At 35.3% G+C, this 23278-nt stretch carries 32 protein-coding genes; all 32 read right to left on the bottom strand.

Annotation, left to right across the window (positions count from 1 at the left end; genetic code table 11):
* Position 1: 1 nt before the first annotated feature.
* Complete coding sequence (locus BN6559_RS01810) at positions 2–568, bottom strand: tRNA (mnm(5)s(2)U34)-methyltransferase (protein WP_110953159.1); 567 nt, start codon at positions 566–568, stop codon at positions 2–4.
* A gap of 2 nt (positions 569–570) precedes the next feature.
* Positions 571–1422 (bottom strand): NAD(+)/NADH kinase, encoded by an 852-nt coding sequence (locus tag BN6559_RS01815; protein WP_110953160.1) that lies wholly within the window; start codon positions 1420–1422, stop codon positions 571–573.
* Between the two features lie 21 nt (positions 1423–1443).
* On the bottom strand, positions 1444–2250 hold the full coding sequence (locus tag BN6559_RS01820; protein ID WP_110956228.1) for a TlyA family RNA methyltransferase: 807 nt from the start codon (positions 2248–2250) through the stop codon (positions 1444–1446).
* 124 nt (positions 2251–2374) lie between these two features.
* Positions 2375–4252, bottom strand: a complete 1878-nt coding sequence (gene dxs / locus BN6559_RS01825; protein WP_110953161.1) for a 1-deoxy-D-xylulose-5-phosphate synthase — start codon at positions 4250–4252, stop codon at positions 2375–2377.
* Between the two features lie 98 nt (positions 4253–4350).
* Positions 4351–4815, bottom strand: a complete 465-nt coding sequence (locus BN6559_RS01830) for a divergent PAP2 family protein (protein ID WP_234407791.1) — start codon at positions 4813–4815, stop codon at positions 4351–4353.
* Between the two features lie 10 nt (positions 4816–4825).
* Positions 4826–5707 (bottom strand): polyprenyl synthetase family protein, encoded by an 882-nt coding sequence (locus BN6559_RS01835; RefSeq protein WP_110953162.1) that lies wholly within the window; start codon positions 5705–5707, stop codon positions 4826–4828.
* 3 nt (positions 5708–5710) lie between these two features.
* Positions 5711–5956: an exodeoxyribonuclease VII small subunit gene (gene xseB, locus BN6559_RS01840; RefSeq protein WP_110953163.1), complete on the bottom strand. Its 246-nt coding sequence runs from the start codon at positions 5954–5956 to the stop codon at positions 5711–5713.
* Position 5957: 1 nt separating this feature from the next.
* A complete protein-coding gene (gene xseA, locus BN6559_RS01845) occupies positions 5958–7163 on the bottom strand; it encodes an exodeoxyribonuclease VII large subunit (protein ID WP_110953164.1) in 1206 nt (401 codons plus the stop codon).
* Positions 7164–7303: 140 nt separating this feature from the next.
* A complete protein-coding gene (nusB, locus tag BN6559_RS01850; RefSeq protein WP_110953165.1) occupies positions 7304–7708 on the bottom strand; it encodes a transcription antitermination factor NusB in 405 nt (134 codons plus the stop codon).
* A gap of 110 nt (positions 7709–7818) precedes the next feature.
* Complete coding sequence (locus BN6559_RS01855; RefSeq protein ID WP_110953166.1) at positions 7819–8049, bottom strand: DUF2273 domain-containing protein; 231 nt, start codon at positions 8047–8049, stop codon at positions 7819–7821.
* A gap of 25 nt (positions 8050–8074) precedes the next feature.
* Positions 8075–8647, bottom strand: coding sequence for an alkaline shock response membrane anchor protein AmaP (gene amaP, locus BN6559_RS01860; protein ID WP_110953167.1), 573 nt, complete (start codon positions 8645–8647; stop codon positions 8075–8077).
* Between the two features lie 16 nt (positions 8648–8663).
* Complete coding sequence (locus tag BN6559_RS01865; RefSeq protein WP_110953168.1) at positions 8664–9050, bottom strand: Asp23/Gls24 family envelope stress response protein; 387 nt, start codon at positions 9048–9050, stop codon at positions 8664–8666.
* 98 nt (positions 9051–9148) lie between these two features.
* Positions 9149–9664 carry a SpoIIIAH-like family protein gene (locus BN6559_RS01870; protein ID WP_110953169.1) on the bottom strand — a complete coding sequence of 172 codons (516 nt, stop codon included), beginning with the start codon at positions 9662–9664 and terminating at the stop codon, positions 9149–9151.
* 10 nt (positions 9665–9674) lie between these two features.
* Positions 9675–10280 (bottom strand): hypothetical protein, encoded by a 606-nt coding sequence (locus tag BN6559_RS01875; protein ID WP_110953170.1) that lies wholly within the window; start codon positions 10278–10280, stop codon positions 9675–9677.
* On the bottom strand, positions 10280–10882 hold the full coding sequence (gene spoIIIAF / locus BN6559_RS01880; protein WP_110953171.1) for a stage III sporulation protein AF: 603 nt from the start codon (positions 10880–10882) through the stop codon (positions 10280–10282). The genes BN6559_RS01875 and spoIIIAF overlap by 1 nt, the downstream gene beginning before the upstream one ends.
* Positions 10883–10900: 18 nt before the next feature.
* Positions 10901–12070, bottom strand: coding sequence for a stage III sporulation protein AE (spoIIIAE, locus tag BN6559_RS01885; protein ID WP_110953172.1), 1170 nt, complete (start codon positions 12068–12070; stop codon positions 10901–10903).
* A 9-nt stretch (positions 12071–12079) separates the two neighbouring features.
* Entirely contained in the window at positions 12080–12466 is a 387-nt protein-coding gene (spoIIIAD, locus tag BN6559_RS01890) for a stage III sporulation protein AD (protein ID WP_110953173.1), read from the bottom strand.
* A 10-nt stretch (positions 12467–12476) separates the two neighbouring features.
* Positions 12477–12674, bottom strand: a complete 198-nt coding sequence (gene spoIIIAC, locus BN6559_RS01895) for a stage III sporulation protein AC (RefSeq protein WP_110953174.1) — start codon at positions 12672–12674, stop codon at positions 12477–12479.
* A 34-nt stretch (positions 12675–12708) separates the two neighbouring features.
* Positions 12709–13230: a stage III sporulation protein AB gene (locus BN6559_RS01900; RefSeq protein ID WP_110953175.1), complete on the bottom strand. Its 522-nt coding sequence runs from the start codon at positions 13228–13230 to the stop codon at positions 12709–12711.
* Positions 13221–14225: a stage III sporulation protein AA gene (gene spoIIIAA, locus BN6559_RS01905; RefSeq protein WP_110953176.1), complete on the bottom strand. Its 1005-nt coding sequence runs from the start codon at positions 14223–14225 to the stop codon at positions 13221–13223. Before spoIIIAA ends, BN6559_RS01900 begins: the two co-directional genes overlap by 10 nt.
* A 125-nt stretch (positions 14226–14350) precedes the next feature.
* Positions 14351–14803, bottom strand: a complete 453-nt coding sequence (locus BN6559_RS01910) for a CD1247 N-terminal domain-containing protein (protein WP_110953177.1) — start codon at positions 14801–14803, stop codon at positions 14351–14353.
* Positions 14804–14926: 123 nt separating this feature from the next.
* Entirely contained in the window at positions 14927–15484 is a 558-nt protein-coding gene (efp, locus tag BN6559_RS01915; protein WP_110953178.1) for an elongation factor P, read from the bottom strand.
* A gap of 30 nt (positions 15485–15514) precedes the next feature.
* The gene (locus tag BN6559_RS01920) at positions 15515–16585 is read right to left on the bottom strand and encodes a M24 family metallopeptidase (RefSeq protein ID WP_110953179.1); all 1071 of its coding nucleotides are present in this window, start codon (positions 16583–16585) and stop codon (positions 15515–15517) included.
* 12 nt (positions 16586–16597) lie between these two features.
* The gene (aroQ, locus tag BN6559_RS01925; RefSeq protein ID WP_110956230.1) at positions 16598–17032 is read right to left on the bottom strand and encodes a type II 3-dehydroquinate dehydratase; all 435 of its coding nucleotides are present in this window, start codon (positions 17030–17032) and stop codon (positions 16598–16600) included.
* Between the two features lie 89 nt (positions 17033–17121).
* Positions 17122–18765: a peptidoglycan D,D-transpeptidase FtsI family protein gene (locus BN6559_RS01930; protein ID WP_110953180.1), complete on the bottom strand. Its 1644-nt coding sequence runs from the start codon at positions 18763–18765 to the stop codon at positions 17122–17124.
* Positions 18766–18818: 53 nt separating this feature from the next.
* Positions 18819–19028 carry a DUF4911 domain-containing protein gene (locus BN6559_RS01935; protein ID WP_110953181.1) on the bottom strand — a complete coding sequence of 70 codons (210 nt, stop codon included), beginning with the start codon at positions 19026–19028 and terminating at the stop codon, positions 18819–18821.
* Positions 18994–20247, bottom strand: a complete 1254-nt coding sequence (locus tag BN6559_RS01940; RefSeq protein ID WP_110953182.1) for a peptidase U32 family protein — start codon at positions 20245–20247, stop codon at positions 18994–18996. Before BN6559_RS01940 ends, BN6559_RS01935 begins: the two co-directional genes overlap by 35 nt.
* Positions 20234–20842, bottom strand: coding sequence for an O-methyltransferase (locus BN6559_RS01945; RefSeq protein ID WP_110953183.1), 609 nt, complete (start codon positions 20840–20842; stop codon positions 20234–20236). Before BN6559_RS01945 ends, BN6559_RS01940 begins: the two co-directional genes overlap by 14 nt.
* Positions 20843–21880, bottom strand: a complete 1038-nt coding sequence (mltG, locus tag BN6559_RS01950) for an endolytic transglycosylase MltG (protein ID WP_110953184.1) — start codon at positions 21878–21880, stop codon at positions 20843–20845.
* Between the two features lie 189 nt (positions 21881–22069).
* Positions 22070–22390 carry a DUF1292 domain-containing protein gene (locus tag BN6559_RS01955; protein WP_110953185.1) on the bottom strand — a complete coding sequence of 107 codons (321 nt, stop codon included), beginning with the start codon at positions 22388–22390 and terminating at the stop codon, positions 22070–22072.
* Positions 22391–22469: 79 nt separating this feature from the next.
* A complete protein-coding gene (ruvX, locus tag BN6559_RS01960; protein ID WP_110953186.1) occupies positions 22470–22883 on the bottom strand; it encodes a Holliday junction resolvase RuvX in 414 nt (137 codons plus the stop codon).
* Positions 22884–22906: 23 nt separating this feature from the next.
* Entirely contained in the window at positions 22907–23164 is a 258-nt protein-coding gene (locus tag BN6559_RS01965) for an IreB family regulatory phosphoprotein (RefSeq protein ID WP_110953187.1), read from the bottom strand.
* Positions 23165–23278: the final 114 nt, after the last annotated feature.

Below are 23278 nucleotides of genomic sequence, written 5' to 3' on the forward strand. Positions count from 1 at the left end.
ATCAACTCCTAACTTTTTCAATCAAATATAGTACAGGTGATGTTTCCAAATGATTTACCATCGAATAACAACTAACCGTAAAGTTTCTCATTGGTAAATTCATTAGTAGATTTGCCAATTGCTGATGTTCTATACAACCAGCCTGATGTCCTCTATATGCAGTTATAGAGATAATACCGTTTATATTCAACAATGCCATCGTTTTTTCCAATGCAGAAATCGTTGTTTTAGCATCTGTTGTAAGTGTGTGATCTCCTCCCGGCAAATATCCCAAATTAAACATTACAATATCAATGGGTTCTTCTACATATTGATTCACTTGATCATGACTTGCTAAAATCAACCGCACTTTCTTCAACAAACCTTGTTCTTGTAGTTTCTGCTTTGTTACATCTAAAGCATGTTGCTGAATATCAAATGCATAGATTTCAGCAGTTGCAGGAGAATGTTCAGCTAAAAAAAGAGTATCATTACCGTTGCCCGCAGTCGCATCTAAAATTCGCTGTGAATGTTTTATTTTTTGGATTAATAAATGATGTGCTGCACTAACTACATTTATAGTTTGCATTCCTAATTACCTTTCCATAACTTCGTTCGCATTGTATGATAGTAATTTTTATCTTCAAATTTAATAATCTTTGCAACCAGCGGCGACTTTCTGACAACCACTTCATCTCCAGGCAATAAATGATAGCTATCTTGTCCATCAAAAGTAAGTACAATATCAGTATGAGATGCATCAATATTAATCCGAACTTCTTCATTTTGAGATATAATCATCGGTCTCGCGTTCAATGTATGTGGACAAATGGGCGTTACCAATAGCAATTTTAAACTAGGATTAATAATCGGGCCACCAGCAGATAATGAATAGCCTGTAGAACCGGTTGATGTAGATACAATAAGACCATCCGCTTGATAGTTTGCTACCAAATAATCATCAATGCTTAAACCTAATGTAAGCATTCTTGCAAACCCACTCTTTGTAACAACAATATCATTGATCGCCGAACCAACGTAAGTCATTGCATCCTCTCTCTTAATAATAGCTGCAATCATTAAACGTTCTTCAATACGGTAATCATTTTTTAAAATTTTATCTAATTTATTCTCTAATTCCGTAAGTTCAATGTCCGCCAAAAATCCAAGCCTGCCTATATTAATTCCACAAACAGGAATATTCCTATCGGCCACTTTACGACATGCATTTAACAAGGTTCCATCTCCGCCAATTGTCAAACCTATACTAATTTTTTCATCAAGTAAATTTTCCGTCCCCAGCTCTGGATACCCTAATTCATCCGCAGCTTTTTGAGGTAATAATAATTTTACTTTTTTAGTTGCATAAAATTCAACAATTCGCTTTAGAACTAAATCAGCATCTTCTTTATGTATATTTGGGAAAACACCTATTGTAAACAAAATTATTTCCCTCCGATCCTCTTATTTTAAACGATTATGTGCCTCATTGACAATAGCAGCAATCTCTGTCTCATTTACACATGCTTCATCAGGTTTCTCCAAAAACAAATGTAATAAATATTCAATATTTCCCTCAGGTCCTTTTACCGGTGAATATGTTAAATTTACTGGCAAGAGAGCATTGGCATTGCAAAAATCAATAATTTTATGAATCACTTCTTCATGAATTTCAGGCTCACGCACCACGCCTTTTTTGCCTACTTTATCTTTTCCGGCTTCAAATTGAGGTTTTATTAAAGCCACAATCTGCCCATTTGGCAACAAAAGATCCTTTACCGCAGGCAAAACTTTCTCTAGAGAAATAAAAGCGACATCAATAGAAGCAAAATTCAACTTTTCTGCCAAATCGTCCGGCGTAACATTTCTTATATTCGTACGTTCCATATTGATCACGCGCGCGTCTGTCCGAAGAGACCATGCAAGTTGTCCATACCCAACGTCTATTGCATAGACCTTTTTCGCGCCATTTTTTAAAGAACAATCTGTAAAACCGCCTGTCGATGCACCTATGTCAGCAACGATTTGATCTTTTAAATTAATAGCAAATTCTTCGATTGCTTTCGCTAACTTTAATCCACCTCGACTCACATACCCAATACTATCGCCAGTCACTTTTATATCAGCCGTATCTTTTACCAGAGTACCTGCCTTGTCAACTTTTTGTCCATCCACATAAACAAGTCCCGCCATAATCGACGATTTCGCTCGCTCCCGACTTGTTACCAAATTTTTTTCAACAAGCAGCACATCTAATCGTTCTTTTCCCATATTTTTCACCACACCCCAGCTAACTACTTTAACGATCAAACAGTATTTCCCCACTGTTTGTCCTTTTTCAATTTTACAGTTAAGCCCACTTATTTTTATTTTTAAATTCGGCATAAATTACAATCTATTGACGAATAAAATCACTGACCCTTTTCGCCACTGTTTCCCCACTTAAAGTGTATTTATCCAATAATGTTTTTCTGGTTCCTTGCTCAATAAATTTATCAGGAAAGCCAAGCCTTAAAACTTTTACTTGATTTACTCCATAGTCATTCAGATACTCTAACACGGCCGAGCCGAATCCACCAGCTAGTACGTGATCTTCAACAGTAACAATATAGCGAGTACGATTCGCAAGTTCCTTTAACATTTCAACATCAAGAGGTTTAATAAATCTTGCATTTACAACCCCAGCATCGATTCCGACATAGCTTAAATATTCACTTGCCTGTTTAGCCACCTCTACCATCGCACCAACTGCAAAAAACACAACATCATTGCCAGCTTTTATTTCTTCTGCTTTTCCGATTGGCAATGTAGTGAATTCCATATCCAGCTTAACACCAGTCCCACTGCCGCGTGGATATCGCAGTGCGACTGGCGCATTCAATTGAAACGCTGTGTACAGCATATGTTGCAGCTCATTTTCATCTTTAGGTGCCATAATTGTAATATTAGGCATGTGCCTTAAAAAACTATAGTCAAATAAACCATGATGTGTCGGTCCATCTTCACCGACAATACCCGCTCGATCCAAGCTAAAAACAACAGGCAATTTTTGCAAGCAAACATCGTGAATAATTTGATCATACGCACGTTGAGCAAACGTTGAATACAGTGCGACAATTGGTTTTTTCCCTTGACTGGCCAGTCCTGCTGCAACAGTAACCGCATGCTGTTCTGCAATGCCAACATCCAAAAATCGGTCTGGAAAACAGTCGTAAAAATGTTTCAGCCCTGTTCCAGAAGGCATTGCCGCAGTAATTGCTACAATATCGTCATCTTTTTCAGCAAGCGAAACTAAAGTCTTGCTGAAAATAGAAGTATAAGAAGGAATACAATTTGTAGACTTTTTAATCTCTCCAGTTTCTGCACAAAATGGACCCACCCCATGAAACTTATCCGGCTCAGTCTCCGCTGGGAAATAACCTTTTCCTTTCTTTGTTAATGTATGTATTAAAATTGGACCTTTCATTGTTTTCGCTTTTTCTAAAACATCGGTTAAAAGTTCAATATTATGCCCATCAATTGGTCCAACATACGTGAAACCAAGCTCTTCAAACACACCACCTTGTACCAATAGATACCTCAAGCTATCCTTTATATGCTCTACTGCTTTAGCGACACTACCGCCAATTGTGGGTATGCGTTTTAATAAAAATTCCAGATCATGCTTAACTTTATTGTAAGTCGGAGCTGTACGCATTTTTGATAAATATTCTGATAAAGCACCGACATTTTTATCAATTGACATTTCATTATCATTTAAGATAACAATCAAATGCTTTCCTAAATCACCTGCATTATTTAATGCCTCAAAGGCCTCTCCACCAGTCATAGATCCATCGCCGATCACTGCAATCACATAGTGATTTTTATGATCTAAGTCACGCGCAATTGCCATTCCCAAGGCAGCAGAAATAGAGGTGCTAGAATGCCCAACCCCAAAGCTATCATATACACTTTCACTACGTTTGGGAAATCCAGTTATTCCATCGGTTTGCCTTAAAGTAGCAAATCGTTCTCGTCTTCCCGTTAAAATTTTATGTCCATATGCCTGATGTCCAACGTCCCAAACAATTTTATCATTCGGACAATGGAAAACATTATGCAAGGCAACCGTCAATTCGACAGTCCCTAGATTAGGCGCTAAATGTCCCCCATTTTTTGCTACAGTATGAATAATAAGCTCGCGGATTTCTCCTGCGAGCTTATTAAGCTGTGCCAAAGAAAGATTTTTTAACTGTAACGGGCTATCTATTGAACTTAATATAGTACTCAAAATTAAGTCACTTCCTTATATAACTCTGTATATGTAAAACATGCGCTTTCAAAAACAAACCAGAGTAAATTTTCAAATCATGTTTTCTGAATATTATATCATAGGATTGATCTTAAAAGCATTATTTTACAAAAAACATACGCTACAAAAAATCCAATCACAGCTCCCGCCATCACTTCAATCGGCGTATGCCCTAATAATTCCTTCAAGCTAATATTGTTTTCAGTACTCAACTGCTTGAAAATTTGGTTAATCGCTTTTGCATGCTTTCCTGCAGCTTGTCTTACACCGGTTGCATCATACATTACAATTCCAGCAAAAATCACTGAAATCGCAAAAGCTGTGGAGTCAATGCCTTCTACAAAAGCAACTGCTGTACTTAAACTAACAACAAGCGCTGAATGAGAACTTGGCATCCCACCCGCACCAAACATTCTTTCAATGCTGAATTCCTTTAACATATAATAATAAATGACAGTTTTTAAAATTTGTGCTACTATCCACGCCATTACAGCCGACATTAAAACAATATTTTTCGTAACTGACAAAAATGAAATTTCCAATGATGCCACCTCAGCAATCGCGCGCTATCAGATACTGTACAACTTCTCTTAAGAAAGCTGCTTCCTCACCAAAAATATCTAATGCTTGTAATGCTTCGTTCACTGCATTTGCAGCCATTTCTTGTGCCCTTTCCAATGAATATAGAGACACATACGTTGATTTATGATTTCTTTCATCACTGCCAACAGGTTTACCGATCTTTTCTTCTGCTCCAACTACATCTAAAATATCGTCTGTGATTTGAAATGCTAATCCGAAATTTTCTGCATACTGCGTAAGAGCAGCAAGTTGCCGCTCTGTAGCATCAGCTAATATAGCCCCAGCACGAATCGCAGTTTTAAACAAAGCACCTGTTTTTGCTTGATGCATTAATCTCAACACATCCGCAGGAATTTTCTTATTTTCAGATAATAGATCAAGTGCCTGTCCGCCGACCATTCCATCCGGGCCGGCAGCTTGACTTATTTCACTAATCACTTTTATCAAATTAACTGCATCTACATTTTTCTGATTCGCTATTACTTCAAAGGCCTTTGTGAGCAATGCATCGCCAGCTAAAATTGCCATTGCCTCACCATAAATCTTATGGTTTGTAAGCTTTCCACGCCGATAATCATCGTTATCCATTGCCGGTAGGTCATCATGGATCAAAGAATATGTATGAATCATTTCTAATGCACAGGCAACCTTTAAATATTGATTTCCGTCTTTGCCTATCGCTTCTGCTGCAGCCAACAGAAGAATGGGTCTTAACCTTTTTCCTCCGGCAGTTATACTATATCGCATAGATTCATAAAGAATAGACGTTATAGGTTCTTCTGTGAGATGAAAAATTTCGTCAAGCTCTGCTTCTATCAATTTCATCTTTTCATTACAATATTTTTTTAGCATCTCTTATTCCTCCCCTATGTCTAAAACTGTTTCTTGAATTTTTCCCTTCGTCTCTTTTAACAATTTATCAATTGCATTTTCTGTACTCTCTAACTGTTCCATACAGGCTTTCGATAACAGAACACCTTCAGAATACTTTTTCAATAAATTTTCTAAGCTGCAATCTCCGCCTTCTAATTCTTTCACAATATTCTCCAGTTTTTCTAAACCTTCTTCAAAAGAAACTTTTTTGCTTGATACACGTGCCATTTTATGCTTGAACTCCTTTCTCGATATTTTCAACAATCGATTTTATCTGTCCATCACTTACAGTAACCTCAATACGTTCACCAATTTTCACTTCTTTAACGCTTTTTAATATCTTCCCCTTTTTCTCTACAACACTATACCCACGCGCTACTAAAGAAAGAGGATTCAAAATATGCAACTTTTCTAATATAATACGAATCTCATGATTCTTCTCTGTCAAAACAGATTTTTTTAAATACTCGAGTTTTTCAACCATTTGATCTAACTGTTGTTTCTTTGCATCCAACATTAAGTGAGGATTCATCAAAGCTTTATTTTTTAGACATCCGTTTAATTGACTTCGTTTATCCCGTATAGTGGCAGATACCCTATTCCGTAATCTTTCCTGCAAATTTTGTATATATTTTGACAGCTCTCCTGCATCTGGAACCATTAATTCTGCTGCTTGAGAAGGCGTTGCAGCCCTAACGTCACTGACAAAATCAGACAAAGTAAAATCTGTTTCATGGCCAATTGCAGATACAACGGGAATTTGAGTGGAATAAATAGCACGGACGACTCGTTCATCATTAAATGACCATAAATCTTCCATAGAACCACCACCGCGAGCCAGCACAATTACATCTACAGGATACTTTGTGTTAAATACACCTAATGCTTGTACAATTTGCTCAGCAGACCCTTCCCCTTGCACTTGTACGGGATAAACCCTTAAACTAACATTGGGATTCCGCCTTTTGGAAACCGTGTAGATATCACGTAAAACAGATCCAGTTGCCGAGGTAATTACACCAATGGTTTTAGGGAATACAGGTAATTCTTGTTTATGTATTGTGTCAAATAGGCCTTCCTTTGTTAATTTTTCCTTTAATTGCTCAAAAGCCAAACTTAGCTCGCCAATTCCTTCTGGGAATAAATTCATTATATAAAGTTGATATTGTCCATCACGCTCAAAAATACTGATGTATCCATTTGCAACAACCTTCATTCCATTCACAGGTGTAAACTTCAAATATTGTGCTTTACTTTTGAACATAACTACTTTTATACTTGCTGCAGCATCTTTTAAAGTAAAATAACAATGGCCAGACGAATGACATTTAAAATTTGATATTTCCCCACGTAAAAAGATGTTACTTAAAATCGGATCATGATCTATGGTATTTTTCATATATTTTGTAATTTCACTTACACTATAAATATTCAAAACTACCCCTCTATCCAAAAATTTATCATAATAAAAAAACCAGACCAACGTCCGGTAGATACGACTTATTTAGATAGCAGTATAGTTTCACTACTTAACTATGCTGCTATCACTTATATACAACTAAACTATAACGTAAACTAGTATTTTTTTATCATAGCGCCTAAAATACCATTTACAAATTTAGCTGAAGCATCCGTCCCAAATGTTTTCGCTAACTCTACAGCTTCATTAATAATAATATTCGGTGTTAACTTTTCATCGCCAAAATACAACTCATAAACAGCCATTCTCGTAATATTACGATCCACGCTTGGCATACGTTCTACTTTCCACTCAGCCGAATTTTTTGAGATCATCTGATCTATTTCTTCTAAATGCTCTCGTGTTCCACTTACAATGCATCCCGCATAAGATCTAGCACTATCACTCAAAATCTTACTTTCACTCAGCACAGCTTGCAGCGCATCCTCATTATCAATTTTGTTAAAATCCAATTGAAATAGTGCTTGCAAAGCGACTTCCCTAGCTCTTCTACGACTCATAAAATACCTTCCTCTTCCTAACACTTCGATTGATCATGAAGCTTTGTCAACATCATATGATATCACATCTTACTAAATTATGTAACTTTAATCAATTCTTTCGTCAACGATCAACGTTTAAACCCTGATGGAATTATTTTCTCTACAATATCCATTAAATCATCTTTATCATCTACTCGCTTACCTACAAAAAGACCAATCAAACCGCAAATCATAATAAATACTGTTTTAAAAAAGCCAAAAAGTAAAATTGATATACCTATCATACTTCCTAAAATCGTACCAACAAGTTTACCCCGATGATTCTGCCACACTGCCTCCAGAAATGCCTTAACATCCATCTTTTCACCTCTTCATCAAAACCAGTTAAACTACACGTTGCTTTTGGATCCCTGCATTTGATATGTCTTCAACTAATACATCTATCTCGTCCACTTCAATTCCAATCGTGGTCTTTATCTTTTCCTTTACCATTTGTTGAATCTGATCAGAAATCCGTATAACATCACTTTCCGGACTAACAACAATTTTGCTCTCAATTCTAACATTTGTATTTTCTAATTGATTCTGTTGTCTTCTTTCAACAATGATGTAAATTTTCACATTCCGTATGCCGTTAATACTGCGTATTACCTTCTCTACTAAATTTTTAATTGCGATAACGGCAATGCGAACATCACCAATTGCCGTATGAATAATAACTGCTTCATCATTCTGCGATGCTCGACTTCGAGTTAGGCTGACTTTTAGTAATCTCAAACTCATAAGTAAAAAAATTACGGCTATTCCACCAGTTTCCCAACGCGAAATGACAAACATAAAGTTTGTCCATATAAACTCTTCAGAAAAAAACTGCAGAGTCAAAACAATTATACCCAACGTTAAAACTGTTATTGCAAGTGTATACAACGCTAAAATAATACGATCAATTATCTGCATATAGATTCGTCACTTCCTAACGCACTCTTACTTCATCATCTTTATTCGTATCATGGAATCCCACGCCTTGCACATGCACATTTACTTCAACAACATTTAACCCCGTCATACTTTCAATAGAACGTTTCACATTTTCTTGGACAGTCAAAGCCACATCTGGAATACGCACGCCATAATCAACAATAATATACAAATCTACCGCTGCTTCACGTTCACCAACTTCTACCTTTACACCTTTTGCGAGGTTTTTCTTACCTAAAATTTCAGCAATACCTCCAACAAGGCCTCCACTCATTGCTGCAATTCCTTCAACTTCAGTTGCTGCAAGACCAGCAATAATACTTACGACTTCATCGGCAATACGAATAGAACCAACGCTGCTATTTTCAACTTTGTTGTCCATGATTAAACCTCCAATAACTCATAATACATATAAAATTCTAAAGCTATATCTAAATTATAACAAACAACTAAAAATTATACAAACAAAATACATATATATTAAGGTTTCGCACTGATTGTAATATCTTCTTGTTTAACACTCGTCATTCGACAAATTACATCAGCAACTTGGATTACTTCCTCTTTGGTTAATGTATTTGCTTTTACGATTGCATTCGCTGAATTCTCACGTAAAAAAACCAATGCATCTGCAAAGCCTTTTGCTTTTATGAGATTTTCTACTTCTGTTTCACGTTGTTTTTCTTGTACCATTTTTAGCACACTTTCTTGTGCACTATGCCGTTCTTCTTCTGAAGTTGCATTTTTAATTGTCTCACGAAGCATATCCGAATGTTCACTACGTATTTTATCACGTTCTAAACGATACTCCGTAAAAAAATCTATTTTCGCCTGTGTTTCTGGTTCAAAGACCTTAACCACTTGCATTGCATTTGATTTATCCGCTTTTACTTCTTCTGCGTATCCTCTCCATATCATACTACTTATCAGCATCACCAAAAATAGCAAAAAACATACTACCATCATTTTTTTTAATGACTTTACAACAATAAGCATTCATCACACCTCATTTTCGTTGTGGTAAAACAGTAATCTTATAACTGGAAATACCTAAACTGGTTTCCACCGCTTTCGTTAAATTTGCTTTTACAATGGAGTCTGCAGCACCATCAGCAATCACTAATACCCCTTTTATTGTAGGATTAATTTCTCGTAACACAACTGGCTTATCAACACCATTTTCTTTATTTACTAAAATTTGTTGATTTTCTTTTATTTCAGTAGTTGTTCTGACACCACCTGATGTATCTTTTTCCTGCACCGTCTTCGTTTCTTTTACGATATTCTTTTCATGTTCCTGCCTTGCACTTCCTTCTAATGTAATACTAACTGCTACATTACCTGCACCTTTTGTTCTTGATAGAAGTTGCGTAAGCTTATATTCTAAATTTTTTTCATAAGAATTTTTATTATTTGTATCCATCTCGACATTCACATCATTTTTTGCCTCCGAATTAGGTAGGGTTTTAGAGGATAGCATATTTCCATCAAAAATACTACCAAAAATTAAAAGTACAATCCCAATAACGCCTAACCAAACTACTCTTGTATTTAGTCCATGATTCTGTAAAAAGAACTGCATATTTTTAATTTTTTCTTGTAATTGTTTCATCAATTTATCTCCTCATTCCAAAATCTCAATTCAATTTCTTTTGGTTGAAGTTGATACATTTCACACAACGTACGTAAAATCATATTTTTTAGATCCGTCTTTAATTCCATTTGCGGTTCATTTTTTTTTACTTTTAAATCTACTTTTGAGACAATAGATGCATCCGATTGCTCTTTAGGTTTGACAAAAACAATCATATGCTGTATTTGTTTATTTTTTTCTTCTTCCGAACTTGGTTTAAGGTTTATCTCTACTTTTGCAGCTGCAACATCCCGCAAAGATTCAACTGTAACTCTTACTTGATTTTCCAGTTCATTTTTGTAAATTTTATAAACAACTGCATCTTTTTTTTCCTTCGTATCTGCTAAATTTATATTTGCCTGATCAACAATTTGTTTACCAAAAACAGGGACTGATTGTATTTGAAAACCTTTTTCAAAAAAATCTATCATAGGATTTAAAATAGCTACCATAATTAATAATCCAACAACAACTCTTATAAAACTCTTCATTGTATTACTTGGTAAAATTAATTCTAAAAATGCTGCAAATAAGACTAGCATCATTAAGCTCTTTACCCAGTTTGTTATCATTTCCAACATAAAAACACCACCAGTTTATCACCTTAACATCAAAGCCACACTACCAGCACCAACAATCATCGTAATCGTCAAAAAAAACATTAATATAACCGTCAATAAAGCTCCAACAACCAACAATAAATGATCTCCCATTGAAGTTAAACATTTCGCTAATTTGTAATCCCCGATTGGTTCTATTAATGCACCTGTCATTTTCATAATAAAAGCAAGTGAAAGAATTTTTATCATTGGCAATAAACAAATTGTTCCAATTGCAATAACCCCAAAAATACCAATCGAATTTTTAAGCAGTAAAGATGCTCCCATAACAAGCTCCACAGTATCTGCAAATACTTTTCCGACAACGGGGATAAATGTAGCTGTAGCAAATTTCGCTGTACGAAGCGCAACACCATCAGCAATGCTTCCAGCAACCCCTTGAATTGTAATTACACCAATAAAAATCATCATGACAAAGCCTAAAACAATCATACCCGACTGCCTAAAAATATTGGTCAAATGATTTAATTGATATTTCTCCGTTAAATAATTTACACAAGTTAGTGCTGCGCTGATTAATAAAAAAGGTAAGACCAAATTTTTTACAATTAAACTCACTACACTGACCAACAGTAACATTAAGGGGCTAAATAATGCCGCAGTCGTAAGCGATCCCATTCCAGCTAGTAAAGTAATCAGCAATGGCAACAAGGCTTCCATAAATGAAACCATATGATCAATTGCATTTGATGCAATTTTTAATACATTATAAAAAGCATTTAAAGCAATCACAGATAAAAATGAAAAACATACACTATAAGTCAATACTGCAATATTAGATTTTTCAAATGCATTTTGTAAATTTTGCAGCATAGCACTTAAAACTGCTAAAAACAATAAATTACCGATCAAATGCATATTGAGAAACATTTCTGAAAATATCTTTTTTAACACAATCTGTAGTACTTCTTGAAAATCAAAATGTAATCCCTTCCGAATCAAGTCTTGGATTGTTGTCAAATTCAGTAAAGGAATATCTTCCTCAAGTTCTTTATTAGCTTCAACAACAAATTGATTGATTTGTTCCACAGATAAATCTTGAAAAACCTGTCCAATAATAAATTCTGTATCTGCGTTCTTATTTTCATTTGCATTTACATCTGCAGTAAAATACATACACAAACAAAATATGATCAAAAATTTTTTCATTTCATCACCTTACGGCAGCAATTTGACGATTGTGTTAATTACCAACGCGATGATTGGTATTGCCATTACCATTACCATTACTTTACCCGCAAATTCAATTTTTCCAGCAATCGCTCCTTCTCCAGCATCTCTACATACTTGCGCCCCGAACTCCGTGATATAAGCAATCCCGATAATTTTTAACAAGGTATTTAAATACAACATGCTAATATTCGCTTTCTCTGCTAAATCATAAAACAATTGTAATATAACATGGAGCTTGTTTAATATAAGTAAAAATATAATAACTGTTACGGCCAGACTTAGTTGAATTGCAAACTCCGGGCGATCTTTTTTTAAGATTAAAGCTAGCATTGTAACAACAAATCCAACCCCAACAATCTTAATGATTTCCATAGTCCACCTCTTATTGAAGTTTAAATACATCCTGGACTGTATAAAATAGCTTACCTAATAACTGGACTACCCATAACAAAACCAAAGTAAAGCCTGCTAATGTGCACAAATGTGCCATGTCTTCTTTCCCAGCTTGTTTTAATGCTGTATGAAAAACCGAAATTAAAATTCCAACACCAGCAATTTTAAATAATAGATCCAGCCCCATGGCTCCACCTCCTTAGAGAGAAACTCTCTCTTTTCTATAATAATAAAAGTACGATCATCAAGCTTCCACATACACCTAGATACCGATACATTTTACTGTTTTTATCCCTGAGTATTGCAGCTTCATTCTCCAATATTTCTAATCTCTTTTGAATCATCGCTAAATATTTTTGCTGCTCCTCACGATCCATTTTCCCAAGATGACAACCAAAAAGCATTAATACCTCACAATCTTCTTTCGTTAAAGACAACTTATTTTTATACATTTCTAAACTTTTTCGAATTGCTTCTTGCGGGGACATTAAATAATCTTCCTTTAATAAGGTTGCCGTTGTAGTAAAGAAATTAGCAACTTCTTGATTCACACCAATTGTACAATTCATCAAACCATCACTAAGCGGCATAGCAGTATAATTCATATATGATTTTAACGCTACAATACAGCTCAAAACTTGTCGTAAATGATTTGGCCGTTTTGTATAACGCTGCGCCATTGAAAAGCCAAGATAACTTCCCGCAAAAATAACAAAAATACTACCAATTAACTTCAGCAGCATAAAAACTCCTCTTTTTCGTTTGTTTTTGAAAATAAATGATGCGTTTTTTTCACATCAATAATTTCCTGTACAGAGCCTATCTTAGGCTGATTTGTCAATACAATATATCGCTCAAAATATTTTTCTTCTATTAGTTGCTTGACATATGGACGATTTTTCACATCTTCTAAATTCTTTCCATGTACACTCGTAATAACAGAAACACCTGCATGCAAAGCTTCATTTAGTGCAATCACATCCTCTTCTCTGCCAAGTTCGTCTGTAACAATTACATCCGGTGCCATAGATCGAATGAGCATAAGAATTCCAGTCGCTTTGGGGCATCCATCCAAAACATCCACGCAATAACCTATATCTAATGTAGGAATTCCATTTTTACAAGCCGTAATTTCTGAACGCTCATCCACGACACCAACTTGTACACCACTAAAATTCATTTCCATCCTACTGAAAGACCTCACAATATCGCGTAATAAGGTCGTTTTGCCACAGCGTGGTGGTGCAATAATTAAAGTACTAAAAATATGCTGGTTTCGATCAATCAAAAAACGCATGATATCCTTTGCACAATTTTTTACTTCTCTAGAAATACGTATATTTATAGAACTTATATTCTTAATCGCCTTCAATTTTCCATCATTTAAAATGGCCTGTCCCGCCAATCCAACTCTATGACCGCCTTCTAATGTAATATAACCCATTCTCAATTCCTGTTCCAGCGCATAGAAAGAATTTTTCGTCATCGCTTGTATGGTGTTAGAAATATCATTTTTATTACAAATATAACCTGTTTTTAAATCGCCGTTTACAACACCGTCATCCTGAATTGTATACATACGATCAGGTAAAACAAGCAGAAAAGGCTGATTTACACGAAGTCTTATCTCAATCACTTGATTCATAAGCAAAAAATCGACTTGTTTCAATAAATGAATCATATGAAGTGGCAAATATGGATAAATATCATTTCTTATTTTCTCAATTGTATTTACCATAACATTCCACCTTTCTTTACATAGATATGGCAGAACACAGAATTTTAGTACAAAAAAATAGGATATATTTAATAAAATTTCTTTATTAAATATATCCTAATCATATTATATATTCGAAATACTTATTACAATCCCGGATTATCAGAATAAGTATACGAAGAATTATATGCACCATCTCGATCTATCTCATACACACAGTCACCATCTGTAATATTATCGTAAACTACACTTCCACAATGAGGACAGGTAACCTCTACCTCATCTTTCGTATCCAAAATATCTGATTCAAAAGAAACTTCCTCATGACAAACAGGACATTGCATCTCTACAAAATCGTCCGCATATCTCGTAGAATCCTCATAAAAATCTTCTTCTAAATCATTTAAATCTTCATCCAATGTTTCTACATAAGTTTCTAAATCATGATGCAAACTATGAATATCTTGTACGTCATCTGCCATGTCCTCTAAGACATCAATAATATTTAAAATAACCTTACCTTCTGGTGTCTGTTCATTTACATTTAAACCCTTCGTTAATCCATGTAAATATGCAACTCGTTCTTTTACATTTGTCATAATAGTATCAACCTCCATTACATTCACTTTAGGAAACTATAGCTATTATGCCCATAACATAAAGTTGCTTATGCCTATAAAAACAAAAATCCGATGTTTTTTCATCGGATTTTTATCATTTTATTAAGCTCGTTCAATATAATTTCCAGTGCGTGTATCAATTCGTAAAATATCCCCTTGATTAATAAATAATGGCACACGTACAGAATACCCGGTTTCAAGTTTTGCCATTTTAGTGGCACCTGTTGCTGTATCACCACGGACACTTGGGTCACACTCAGCTACTTCTAAATCTACAGAATTAGGCAGATCAACACCAATGATTGTTCCTTTAAAAGTTAAAAGATTAATATCCATATTTTCTTTCAAGAATTTTAAAGCATCACCAAGCTGCTCTTTTGTAAGCTCAGTTTGCTCATATGTTTCATTATCCATAAATGTATACATACCATCATTTTCATATAAGAACTGCATCGCACGATTTTCAACATGTGCTTTCGGCAATTTTTCGTTTGGATTAAAAGTACGTTCAATTACTGCGCCCGTTTTCACATTTTTTATTTTTGTTCTAACAAATGCAGCCCCTTTACCTGGTTTCACGTGCTGGAAATCAACAATCTGCCATACTCCATTATCAATTTCAAGCGTTAACCCGGTTCTAAAATCACTACTAGATATCATTCTTACGTCCTCCATTTATTCCCATTTATTTCAAGGGTTTATTTCTATTAACTGCTTACTACTACTAGTCAATACATCACAACCAGCACTTGTAACCACAACAGTATCTTCAATTCTCACGCCACCAAATTCAGGAATGTAGATTCCAGGCTCAACGGTAACGATCATATTTTCTTCTAGTTGATCAGATGAACTAGAAGGTGACAATCTTGGAAGCTCATGAATCGCGAGCCCTACACCATGGCCTAATCCATGTCCAAAAAATTTACCATAACCTGCTTCCATAATAAAACGTCTAACAATCGTATCAACTTCTTTACCGGATTTACCAGCTTTAACAGACTTCACACCTAGTAACTGAGACTCCAGCACAATACGGTAAATTTCACGTTGCCGGTTATTCGCTTTACCAACACAAACCGTACGCGTAATATCAGAATGATATCCTTCGTATACAGCACCAAAATCCATCGTGACAAGCTCACCTTCAGCAAGTATTTTATCTGTCGCCAAACCATGTGGCAAGCTTCCTCTATGCCCAGAAGCTACGATTGTATCAAACGCAGGTTTTGAAGAACCTAATTTACGCATGCGCATTTCCAGCTCAGCTGCAATCATAATTTCACTTACACCTGGTTTAATTATTGTTACAATATAGTCAAAAGCAGCATCACTAATCGCTACAGCTTTTTTTACTTTTTTTATCTCAACACTATCTTTGATGCTTCGGAGTTGATCTAATCCAACAGCTTTTAATTTAATATTTTTTAAATGTTGTTTTAAGATTGAAAATTCATTATAAGTAACTGAATCCCCCTCAAAGCCAACCCGTGTGATACTTTCATGCGCAATTTCTTCAGAAACTTGTGCTAAAATACTTTTCTTATGTTCAACAATTTCAAATAAGACAGCCTCTTTCACAGCTTGCTCAACATAACGAAAATCTGTAATTAATTTAGCACTTGCCCTGGTAACAATAACAATTCCAGAAGTTCCAGAAAAACCACTAAAATAACTTATATTTTCGAATTTGTGAATGATAACCGCATCTAATTCTTGTTTTTCTAAAAAACGTCTTAATTGAGCTAAACGAGCTTCCATTTGCTCGCCTCCCTATTGTAATTTATGAATAACAACTTGCAATGCAGCAAAATAACTATCAGCACCAAAACCACATATTTGCCCAACTACAACCGGTGCAATAACAGAATTATGCCTAAATTTCTCACGTTTATGAATATTAGACAAATGAACTTCTATTACAGGCACGTGAATTGCAGCAATTGCATCGCGAATTGCTATACTATAATGCGTAAACGCGGCTGCGTTTAAAATAATAAAATCATATTTATCATTCGCTGCCTGAATTGCATCGATAAGTATCCCTTCATGATTCGTCTGCATAGCCTCTAAAGCCACCCCGGCTTTTTTTGCTTCTTCCATTAGCATTTGATCGATGTCCGCAAGGGTTGTTGAACCATAAATTTCCGGCTCACGCAATCCTAACAAGTTAAGATTTGGCCCATGTAATACTAAAACTTTATTCAAAATACTCACAGCCTTAATCCAAAATATGCTTTTATATTTTACCACAAAATGCGCATTATGCCTAGAAAATATTTAAAAGGTCAAATAGATTACAAGATTTTTTCTATAATTTCTTTAAAGATTGGAGCCGCAACATCTCCGCCCGACATCCCATCTTCAACAAAAATAGCAACAACATATTTGGGTTCCTCTATTGGCGAAAAACCAACATACCATGCATGATTAATCCCTTTTCCATCCGTTCCTTTTCTTCCCGTTTCTGCAGAACCAGTTTTCCCTGCCGATCCTCCATTTTCAATCCAAGCGGCTTGTCCTGTTCCGTATTGATTAACTGCAATCATCATTTTTTTAATTTTTTCAGCAGTTTCTAAAGAAAATATACGTTTTGCTTCCTTTTTGTCACGCATATTTATTTTTTCGCCATTTTCATCGATTATAGCGCTTACTAAAACCGGATTTACTTTTATTCCATAGTTCACAATCGTTGATACAAATGCCGCCATTTGTATTGGGGTCACTTCACATTCGCCTTGTCCAATGGATAAATTTGCCAACTCTCCCCGATAAATATTATCCTGTGCTGGTAAATTCCCCTGCATTTCATTATAAAAACTTAAACTCGTTCTTTCCCCGAAACCAATCTTTTCTGCAAAATTCACCAAGTTTTTCATTCCCATACGCAGGCCAACTTCAATTAATACCGGATTACTAGAATAAGCAATAGCATCTTGAAACGTTATTTTTCTAGTTCCACTTTTATAATCCCATCGTCTAAATTTTGTACCGTCAACATCAATAAACCCTTTATCAATAAAAGATTCGTTCAATGAAACCAAGTTTTGCTCTAGTGCAGCAGCCGCTACAACCAATTTAAATACTGATCCCGGTGGATATGCACTAATTGCTCTATTTAACAATGCTCCGTTTTCACCGTTTAAATACTGCTCTAAATGTGTAGCATCAAAATTAGGTCTTGACACCATCGCTAAAACATCTCCAGTTTTTGGTTCCATAACAATAACTGCACCTTTTGTTGCATATTTATCAAAAGCCTGTTCTACGCTTCTTTGTATTGCATTATCCATAGTTAAAATTAAATCAAATTTTTCATCTCGTTTTTCTAAATTGAATTTTCTATAACTGAGTCCCGGAATTAAATTACTTCTTGCATCAATTACAGCTGCCAAGTACTCTTTACTGCCAAACCTTAATTTTTCATCATACATCGCTTCTAAGCCACTCATACCTCGATTGTCTATTAAATTACAATAGCCAATGACATGACTTGCCACATCACTATAACGATTCGTAGATTCATTCACTAATACACCATGAATTTCCTTACTTTTAATTGCAAGCGCTGCTTTCTTTGGCACATTCTCCGCAAATTTTATCGGCTTCACAGCCTTATCCAGACTGGCATATACGTTTGATTCCGGAATACCGCTATACTTTGCCAAGGCAGCGATCGAATCATACTTATCTTTTAATTGGCTGGGAAATATTGTAACATCGTAGTGTTTATTTCGATTCGTCATGGCATTTAGATTACGATCAAAGATTTCTCCTCGTTCATGTCGAAGTTCAACTTCCTGAACTCTGCTAAATAACCCCGATATCGCCAAATCTTTGCCCATAATGATTTGCAAATAAAACAATCGTATAAAAATTACAACACCCAAAACAGAGAACATAAGCAATATATAGTAAATCCGCTTTACTGAAAAAGCCATACCATTCACCTCACGTAAATAGTATGGCTCAATTAAGTTGATTTTAATAAATTTTACACATCGATATATTCAATATATTCTAACTGTAAATGATTCACAATTTCTCTAACCTCATCATAAGTATCAGGTGTAGTTCTGACAACGACGATTCCGTCCTTTTTATTTAATGTACTTACAATTCCTAAGTATTCATACCCTTCCATAATACGATTAAAAAAATTTATGTCTTTAGGATTGATCTTTATTTTGACTAGCTCTTTCATAGTTTTCCTTCCGTCTCAACATCGAATATGGTTCTACAGGTTGTTGCATTGCAATCTTAATAATCTGCTGTGCATGTGGTGCTACTTCAATTGGGTTGTTTTCTTCGTCCAACATCGCTTCAATATTTTGCATAAATGTATTTCCTGTTGGCTGAACAATCTCAATTTCTTGACCACGTTTCATATTGTTTCTTTGTTCAATCGTAGCATATTTTGTTTTTTCATCATAGCTCAGCACTAAGCCAATGAAATCACTTGTTTGAATATAAGATGAAGAACCGTAAATTTGATCTTTATCTGTCGGACGATGAAAATAGAAACCGGTGGTATACTCTCGATGCGATACCTTTTGTAATTCATCTAACCATTCTTCTTTCATAACAAACTTGTCTCGATCTTCGAAATAACTATCAATGGCCTGTCGATATGCTTTAACAACGCTAGAAGCATAGTGTACACTTTTCATGCGACCTTCAATTTTAAGGCTATCTACACCACTTTCAATAACTTTGTCGATATAGGGCAATAAACACATATCTTTCGAATTAAAAATGTAAGTTCCCCGTTCATCTTCCAAAACTGGAAAGTACTCACCCGGTCTTTTTTCTTCCATCAGACTATATTTCCAACGACAAGACTGCGCACAACTACCGCGATTTGCATCCCGTCCTGTAAAATAATTGCTCATCAAACAACGTCCAGAATAAGAAATACACATTGCACCATGAACGAACATTTCTAATTCCACGTCACATTTTTTTCGAATTTCCTCAATCTCAGTTAAAGATAATTCCCGTGCCAAAACCACGCGAGAAGCGCCCATGTTTTTCCAAGAACGAACAGATGCCCAATTCGTATTATTGGCTTGCGTACTAATATGGATATGTAATTTGGGTGCTACTTCACGAGCAATTGTAAACACACCTAAATCTGCAACTAAAATAGCATCCACTTCAATAGATTCCAGATACCGCAAATAATCAGGCAATTTTTCTAAGTCACTATTATGTGGATATATATTTACTGTTACATAGACTTTTTTATTTAATTTATGGGCAAACTCTACCCCTTCCTTTAATTCTTCATTGGTAAAATTGCCTCCAAATGCGCGTAGACCGAAAGCCTTACCACCTAGGAATACTGCATCGGCGCCATAAATAAATGACATCTTCAATTTTTCCAAATTTCCTGCCGGAGCCAACAATTCAGGTTTTTTCAATATTTTTCCTCCTACAATAAGAAACAGCAAGACCATCACCATTTTCATAAATTTCCGTATCAAATCTAGCATGATTCGTTACTATTTCAATATATTCTCTCAGTCTATTCACAATTGTTTTATACCGTCTAGGTGGTTTTTCTTGACTTCTTACATAACCACGAAACAAAACATTATCAGCGATAATTACGGCCTCATCAGATAGCATGGGCAATACTTTATAAAGATAATTTACGTATTGCCCCTTTGCCGCATCAATAAAAACCAGATCATAATAATCTTCCAATGTATCCAAAACTTTCGCAGCATCACCAATTATAATTTCAATCTGATTTGCATAAGTCGATTCTTCAATGAAGGATTGTGCAATTTCCGCCCTATCTTTACTTAACTCTATTGTCGTAAGTCTAACGTCGTCAGCACTATTTTGCGCAATCAATAATGCTGAATATCCAATTGCTGTACCTATTTCCAGTACTCTATGCGGTTTTTTATCCGTAATAATTTTTGTTAAAATGTTCTTTCCCTTTGCATTAATGATAGGAACATGATACTGCTCAGCATAAAGTTCCATTTTGGTCAATAATCGTTCCATTTATTCTATCCTATCTATTGCATTTAAATGTTCTTCATATGTTTTACTAAAATGATGCTTTCCATTCTTGTCAGCGACAAAATATAAATAATCGGTTGGCTCTGAATAAAGAACTGCCTTAATTGACGCAAGCCCCGGATTTGCAATTGGGCCAGGAGGCAAACCTCTATGTTGATAAGAATTATAGGGCGATTCAATTTTTGTATCTTGCACGGTAAGCTCTGGCTTAGGATACCCTAGTATATACTGAATCGTTGCACAAGATTGTAATGGCATAAAAGCACGCAAACGATTCATAAATACTTGCGCAATAATAGGCCGATCACTATCAATCTGCGCCTCTTTTTCTACTAACGAAGCAAGAATAATCACTTCACGAATACTAAGTCCCATCTGCTCTGCACGACTGCGCATCTCCGGCGTAAATTGACCATCGAAATGCTTAGACATCATATTTAGTATATCATTTGCCGTTTGTCCCTCTGCAACCTGATAGGTATCAGGAAACAAAAACCCCTCTGCACGATATTTGCTGTCAACATGATTCGTCATATATTCATAAGGTGCATACTCTTTTGCAAGTGTTTCGAAATCACTCGTTTTCACAATACCTTTTTCTTCTAATAATTTTGCAATTTGTGTGACTGTATACCCTTCTGGAATGGTGATATTAAACGCTGATGTTTTTCCTTTTGCTAAGATATCAATAATCTGCCCATAAGACATCTTTTTATTAAATGCATAATCACCTGCTTTTAAGCTATTATCCAAGCCATGGATTTTGGCCATGATCCTAAACCCTAATACACTATCCGTAACACCTTTTTCATATAAAATACTTGCTATTTTTTCCGCATCCATGCCCGGCTTAATTCTTACATACACATCTACATCTGCTGTTTGGCTTTGATTCATATTCCTAGCTGGCGAATTTTGCATATGCAAAACGCCATATCCAAAACTTAATAATATAAAAGCGAGCACGCAGCTAGCGATCATCCATTTTGATAATTGCTTGTCTTTTTTTATTTCAATCATGCATTTCATCCCTTCTAATCCGCTATATATTCATACAACGCCATTAGTATATTATACACAATATGACATAAAAAATGAAGTATAGAAAATTTTATAGTAAATTATACAAAAACTTACACTATAATTGGATTGCAAAATAAAGCCCCCTTTCATAAAACGAAAGGGGGCTTTAAAAACCTCAGTATAAAATTATTCAGCTTCTTCTTCTTCCATTAAAGCATCATATGCTTTTTGGACAGCTTCATATTCTTCATCTGTTGGCTCAATATATTCTTCTTCGCCGGCTTCATTTTTAACGATCTTAGCGATGAAAGCATCTTCATCCCCACATCCACAATCGCAGCCTTCGTCTTCACATTCATCAGATATAGCAACTAAAAGTGCAAATTTTTCATCACCAACAGGGATAATTAATTCTTCACGATAATAAAATTCATTACCTTCCTCATCAGTCATAACAACTACTAATTCTTCGTTTTCATCCATCATATCTTTTTCTTTATCTGTCATTCGGTTCACCTCATCGTTTATTTTAGACTCTAACTATGCTACAACGCTATCAATAGACTATACTAGAAGATCTTAACTGTCAAGCTCTACTATCCAGGTATCCTTGCAAGATAAATACCGCTGCCATTTTATCTATGACTTTTTTCCTTTTTGCTCGACTTACATCTGCAGCAATCAAAGATTTTGTAGCAGCTACCGTTGATAGACGTTCGTCCCAAAAGATAATTTCCGTCCCAGGAATTAACGCTCGAACTTCATCACCAAAAACCTGTACCAACTCTCCTCTAGGGCCAATCGTACCATTCATATTCTTGGGCAGTCCAATCAATAATCTATTGGTCTCATATTGTTGCATCAGCTCTTTTAATCTATTTAAATCTTTCTCTAATGATGTTCTTCGAATCGTCTCAACGCCTTGGGCAGTGAACATTAACGCATCACTTACCGCAATTCCAATTGTCCTGTCCCCAACATCAAGTCCTAGTATCCGCATTTTCCCTCCAGAATATACAATACCTATTTTTGTTCTTTAATATAAGCTTGTATCAATTCTTCTAATAATTCATCTCTTTCTAACTTACGTATCATACCTCTAGCATTATTATAGCTAGTCACATAGGCAGGATCTCCTGAAAGCAGATAACCAACAAGTTGATTAATGGGATTATAACCTTTTTCCTGCATTGCTTTGCATACTTCTTTTATTATGAGCGCAGCTTCGTTTGTCTCATCCGCACCAACCTTAAACATCATAGTTTCTTCCATATTTGCCATCTTGAGCATCCCCCTCTCGTATATTATCTACCACCTTGTATATTCTATTCTGCCTAAACTGCCAATCTCCTTTCTAAAATCCTAATTTAAATACGATAGGGCAAATAATAATTT

Source organism: Massilibacillus massiliensis (genome assembly GCF_900086705.1).
Lineage (GTDB): Bacteria > Bacillota > Negativicutes > FLKF01 > FLKF01 > Massilibacillus > Massilibacillus massiliensis.

Excerpts from the sequence above, each read along its gene's own strand:
- BN6559_RS01855 (WP_110953166.1), bottom strand. The coding sequence starts at position 8,049 with ATGGATGTTAAGGCATTTCTGGAGGCAGTGTGGCAGAATCATCGGGGT.
- BN6559_RS01870 (WP_110953169.1), bottom strand. The coding sequence starts at position 9,664 with ATGCTTATTGTTGTAAAGTCATTAAAAAAAATGATGGTAGTATGTTTT.
- BN6559_RS01955 (WP_110953185.1), bottom strand. The coding sequence starts at position 22,390 with ATGACAGATAAAGAAAAAGATATGATGGATGAAAACGAAGAATTAGTA.
- spoIIIAC (WP_110953174.1), bottom strand. The coding sequence starts at position 12,674 with ATGGGGCTGGATCTATTATTTAAAATTGCTGGTGTTGGAATTTTAATT.
- BN6559_RS01900 (WP_110953175.1), bottom strand. The coding sequence starts at position 13,230 with ATGCTGCTGAAGTTAATTGGTAGTATTTTTGTTATTTTTGCGGGAAGT.
- spoIIIAD (WP_110953173.1), bottom strand. The coding sequence starts at position 12,466 with ATGGAAATCATTAAGATTGTTGGGGTTGGATTTGTTGTTACAATGCTA.
- BN6559_RS01935 (WP_110953181.1), bottom strand. The coding sequence starts at position 19,028 with ATGAAAGAGCTAGTCAAAATAAAGATCAATCCTAAAGACATAAATTTT.
- spoIIIAA (WP_110953176.1), bottom strand. The coding sequence starts at position 14,225 with ATGGTAAATACAATTGAGAAAATAAGAAATGATATTTATCCATATTTG.
- mltG (WP_110953184.1), bottom strand. The coding sequence starts at position 21,880 with ATGATTGAAATAAAAAAAGACAAGCAATTATCAAAATGGATGATCGCT.
- BN6559_RS01965 (WP_110953187.1), bottom strand. The coding sequence starts at position 23,164 with ATGGCAAATATGGAAGAAACTATGATGTTTAAGGTTGGTGCGGATGAG.
- nusB (WP_110953165.1), bottom strand. The coding sequence starts at position 7,708 with ATGAGTCGTAGAAGAGCTAGGGAAGTCGCTTTGCAAGCACTATTTCAA.
- ruvX (WP_110953186.1), bottom strand. The coding sequence starts at position 22,883 with ATGCGGATACTAGGACTTGATGTTGGGGACAGGACAATTGGAATTGCG.
- efp (WP_110953178.1), bottom strand. The coding sequence starts at position 15,484 with ATGATATCTAGTAGTGATTTTAGAACCGGGTTAACGCTTGAAATTGAT.
- BN6559_RS01930 (WP_110953180.1), bottom strand. The coding sequence starts at position 18,765 with ATGGCTTTTTCAGTAAAGCGGATTTACTATATATTGCTTATGTTCTCT.
- spoIIIAF (WP_110953171.1), bottom strand. The coding sequence starts at position 10,882 with ATGTTGGAAATGATAACAAACTGGGTAAAGAGCTTAATGATGCTAGTC.
- xseB (WP_110953163.1), bottom strand. The coding sequence starts at position 5,956 with ATGGCACGTGTATCAAGCAAAAAAGTTTCTTTTGAAGAAGGTTTAGAA.
- BN6559_RS01865 (WP_110953168.1), bottom strand. The coding sequence starts at position 9,050 with ATGGACAACAAAGTTGAAAATAGCAGCGTTGGTTCTATTCGTATTGCC.
- amaP (WP_110953167.1), bottom strand. The coding sequence starts at position 8,647 with ATGCAGATAATTGATCGTATTATTTTAGCGTTGTATACACTTGCAATA.
- BN6559_RS01810 (WP_110953159.1), bottom strand. The coding sequence starts at position 568 with ATGCAAACTATAAATGTAGTTAGTGCAGCACATCATTTATTAATCCAA.
- BN6559_RS01820 (WP_110956228.1), bottom strand. The coding sequence starts at position 2,250 with ATGGGAAAAGAACGATTAGATGTGCTGCTTGTTGAAAAAAATTTGGTA.
- BN6559_RS01945 (WP_110953183.1), bottom strand. The coding sequence starts at position 20,842 with ATGGAACGATTATTGACCAAAATGGAACTTTATGCTGAGCAGTATCAT.
- BN6559_RS01875 (WP_110953170.1), bottom strand. The coding sequence starts at position 10,280 with ATGAAACAATTACAAGAAAAAATTAAAAATATGCAGTTCTTTTTACAG.
- BN6559_RS01835 (WP_110953162.1), bottom strand. The coding sequence starts at position 5,707 with ATGCTAAAAAAATATTGTAATGAAAAGATGAAATTGATAGAAGCAGAG.
- BN6559_RS01910 (WP_110953177.1), bottom strand. The coding sequence starts at position 14,803 with ATGACAAATGTAAAAGAACGAGTTGCATATTTACATGGATTAACGAAG.
- spoIIIAE (WP_110953172.1), bottom strand. The coding sequence starts at position 12,070 with ATGAAAAAATTTTTGATCATATTTTGTTTGTGTATGTATTTTACTGCA.
- BN6559_RS01920 (WP_110953179.1), bottom strand. The coding sequence starts at position 16,585 with ATGGAAGCTCGTTTAGCTCAATTAAGACGTTTTTTAGAAAAACAAGAA.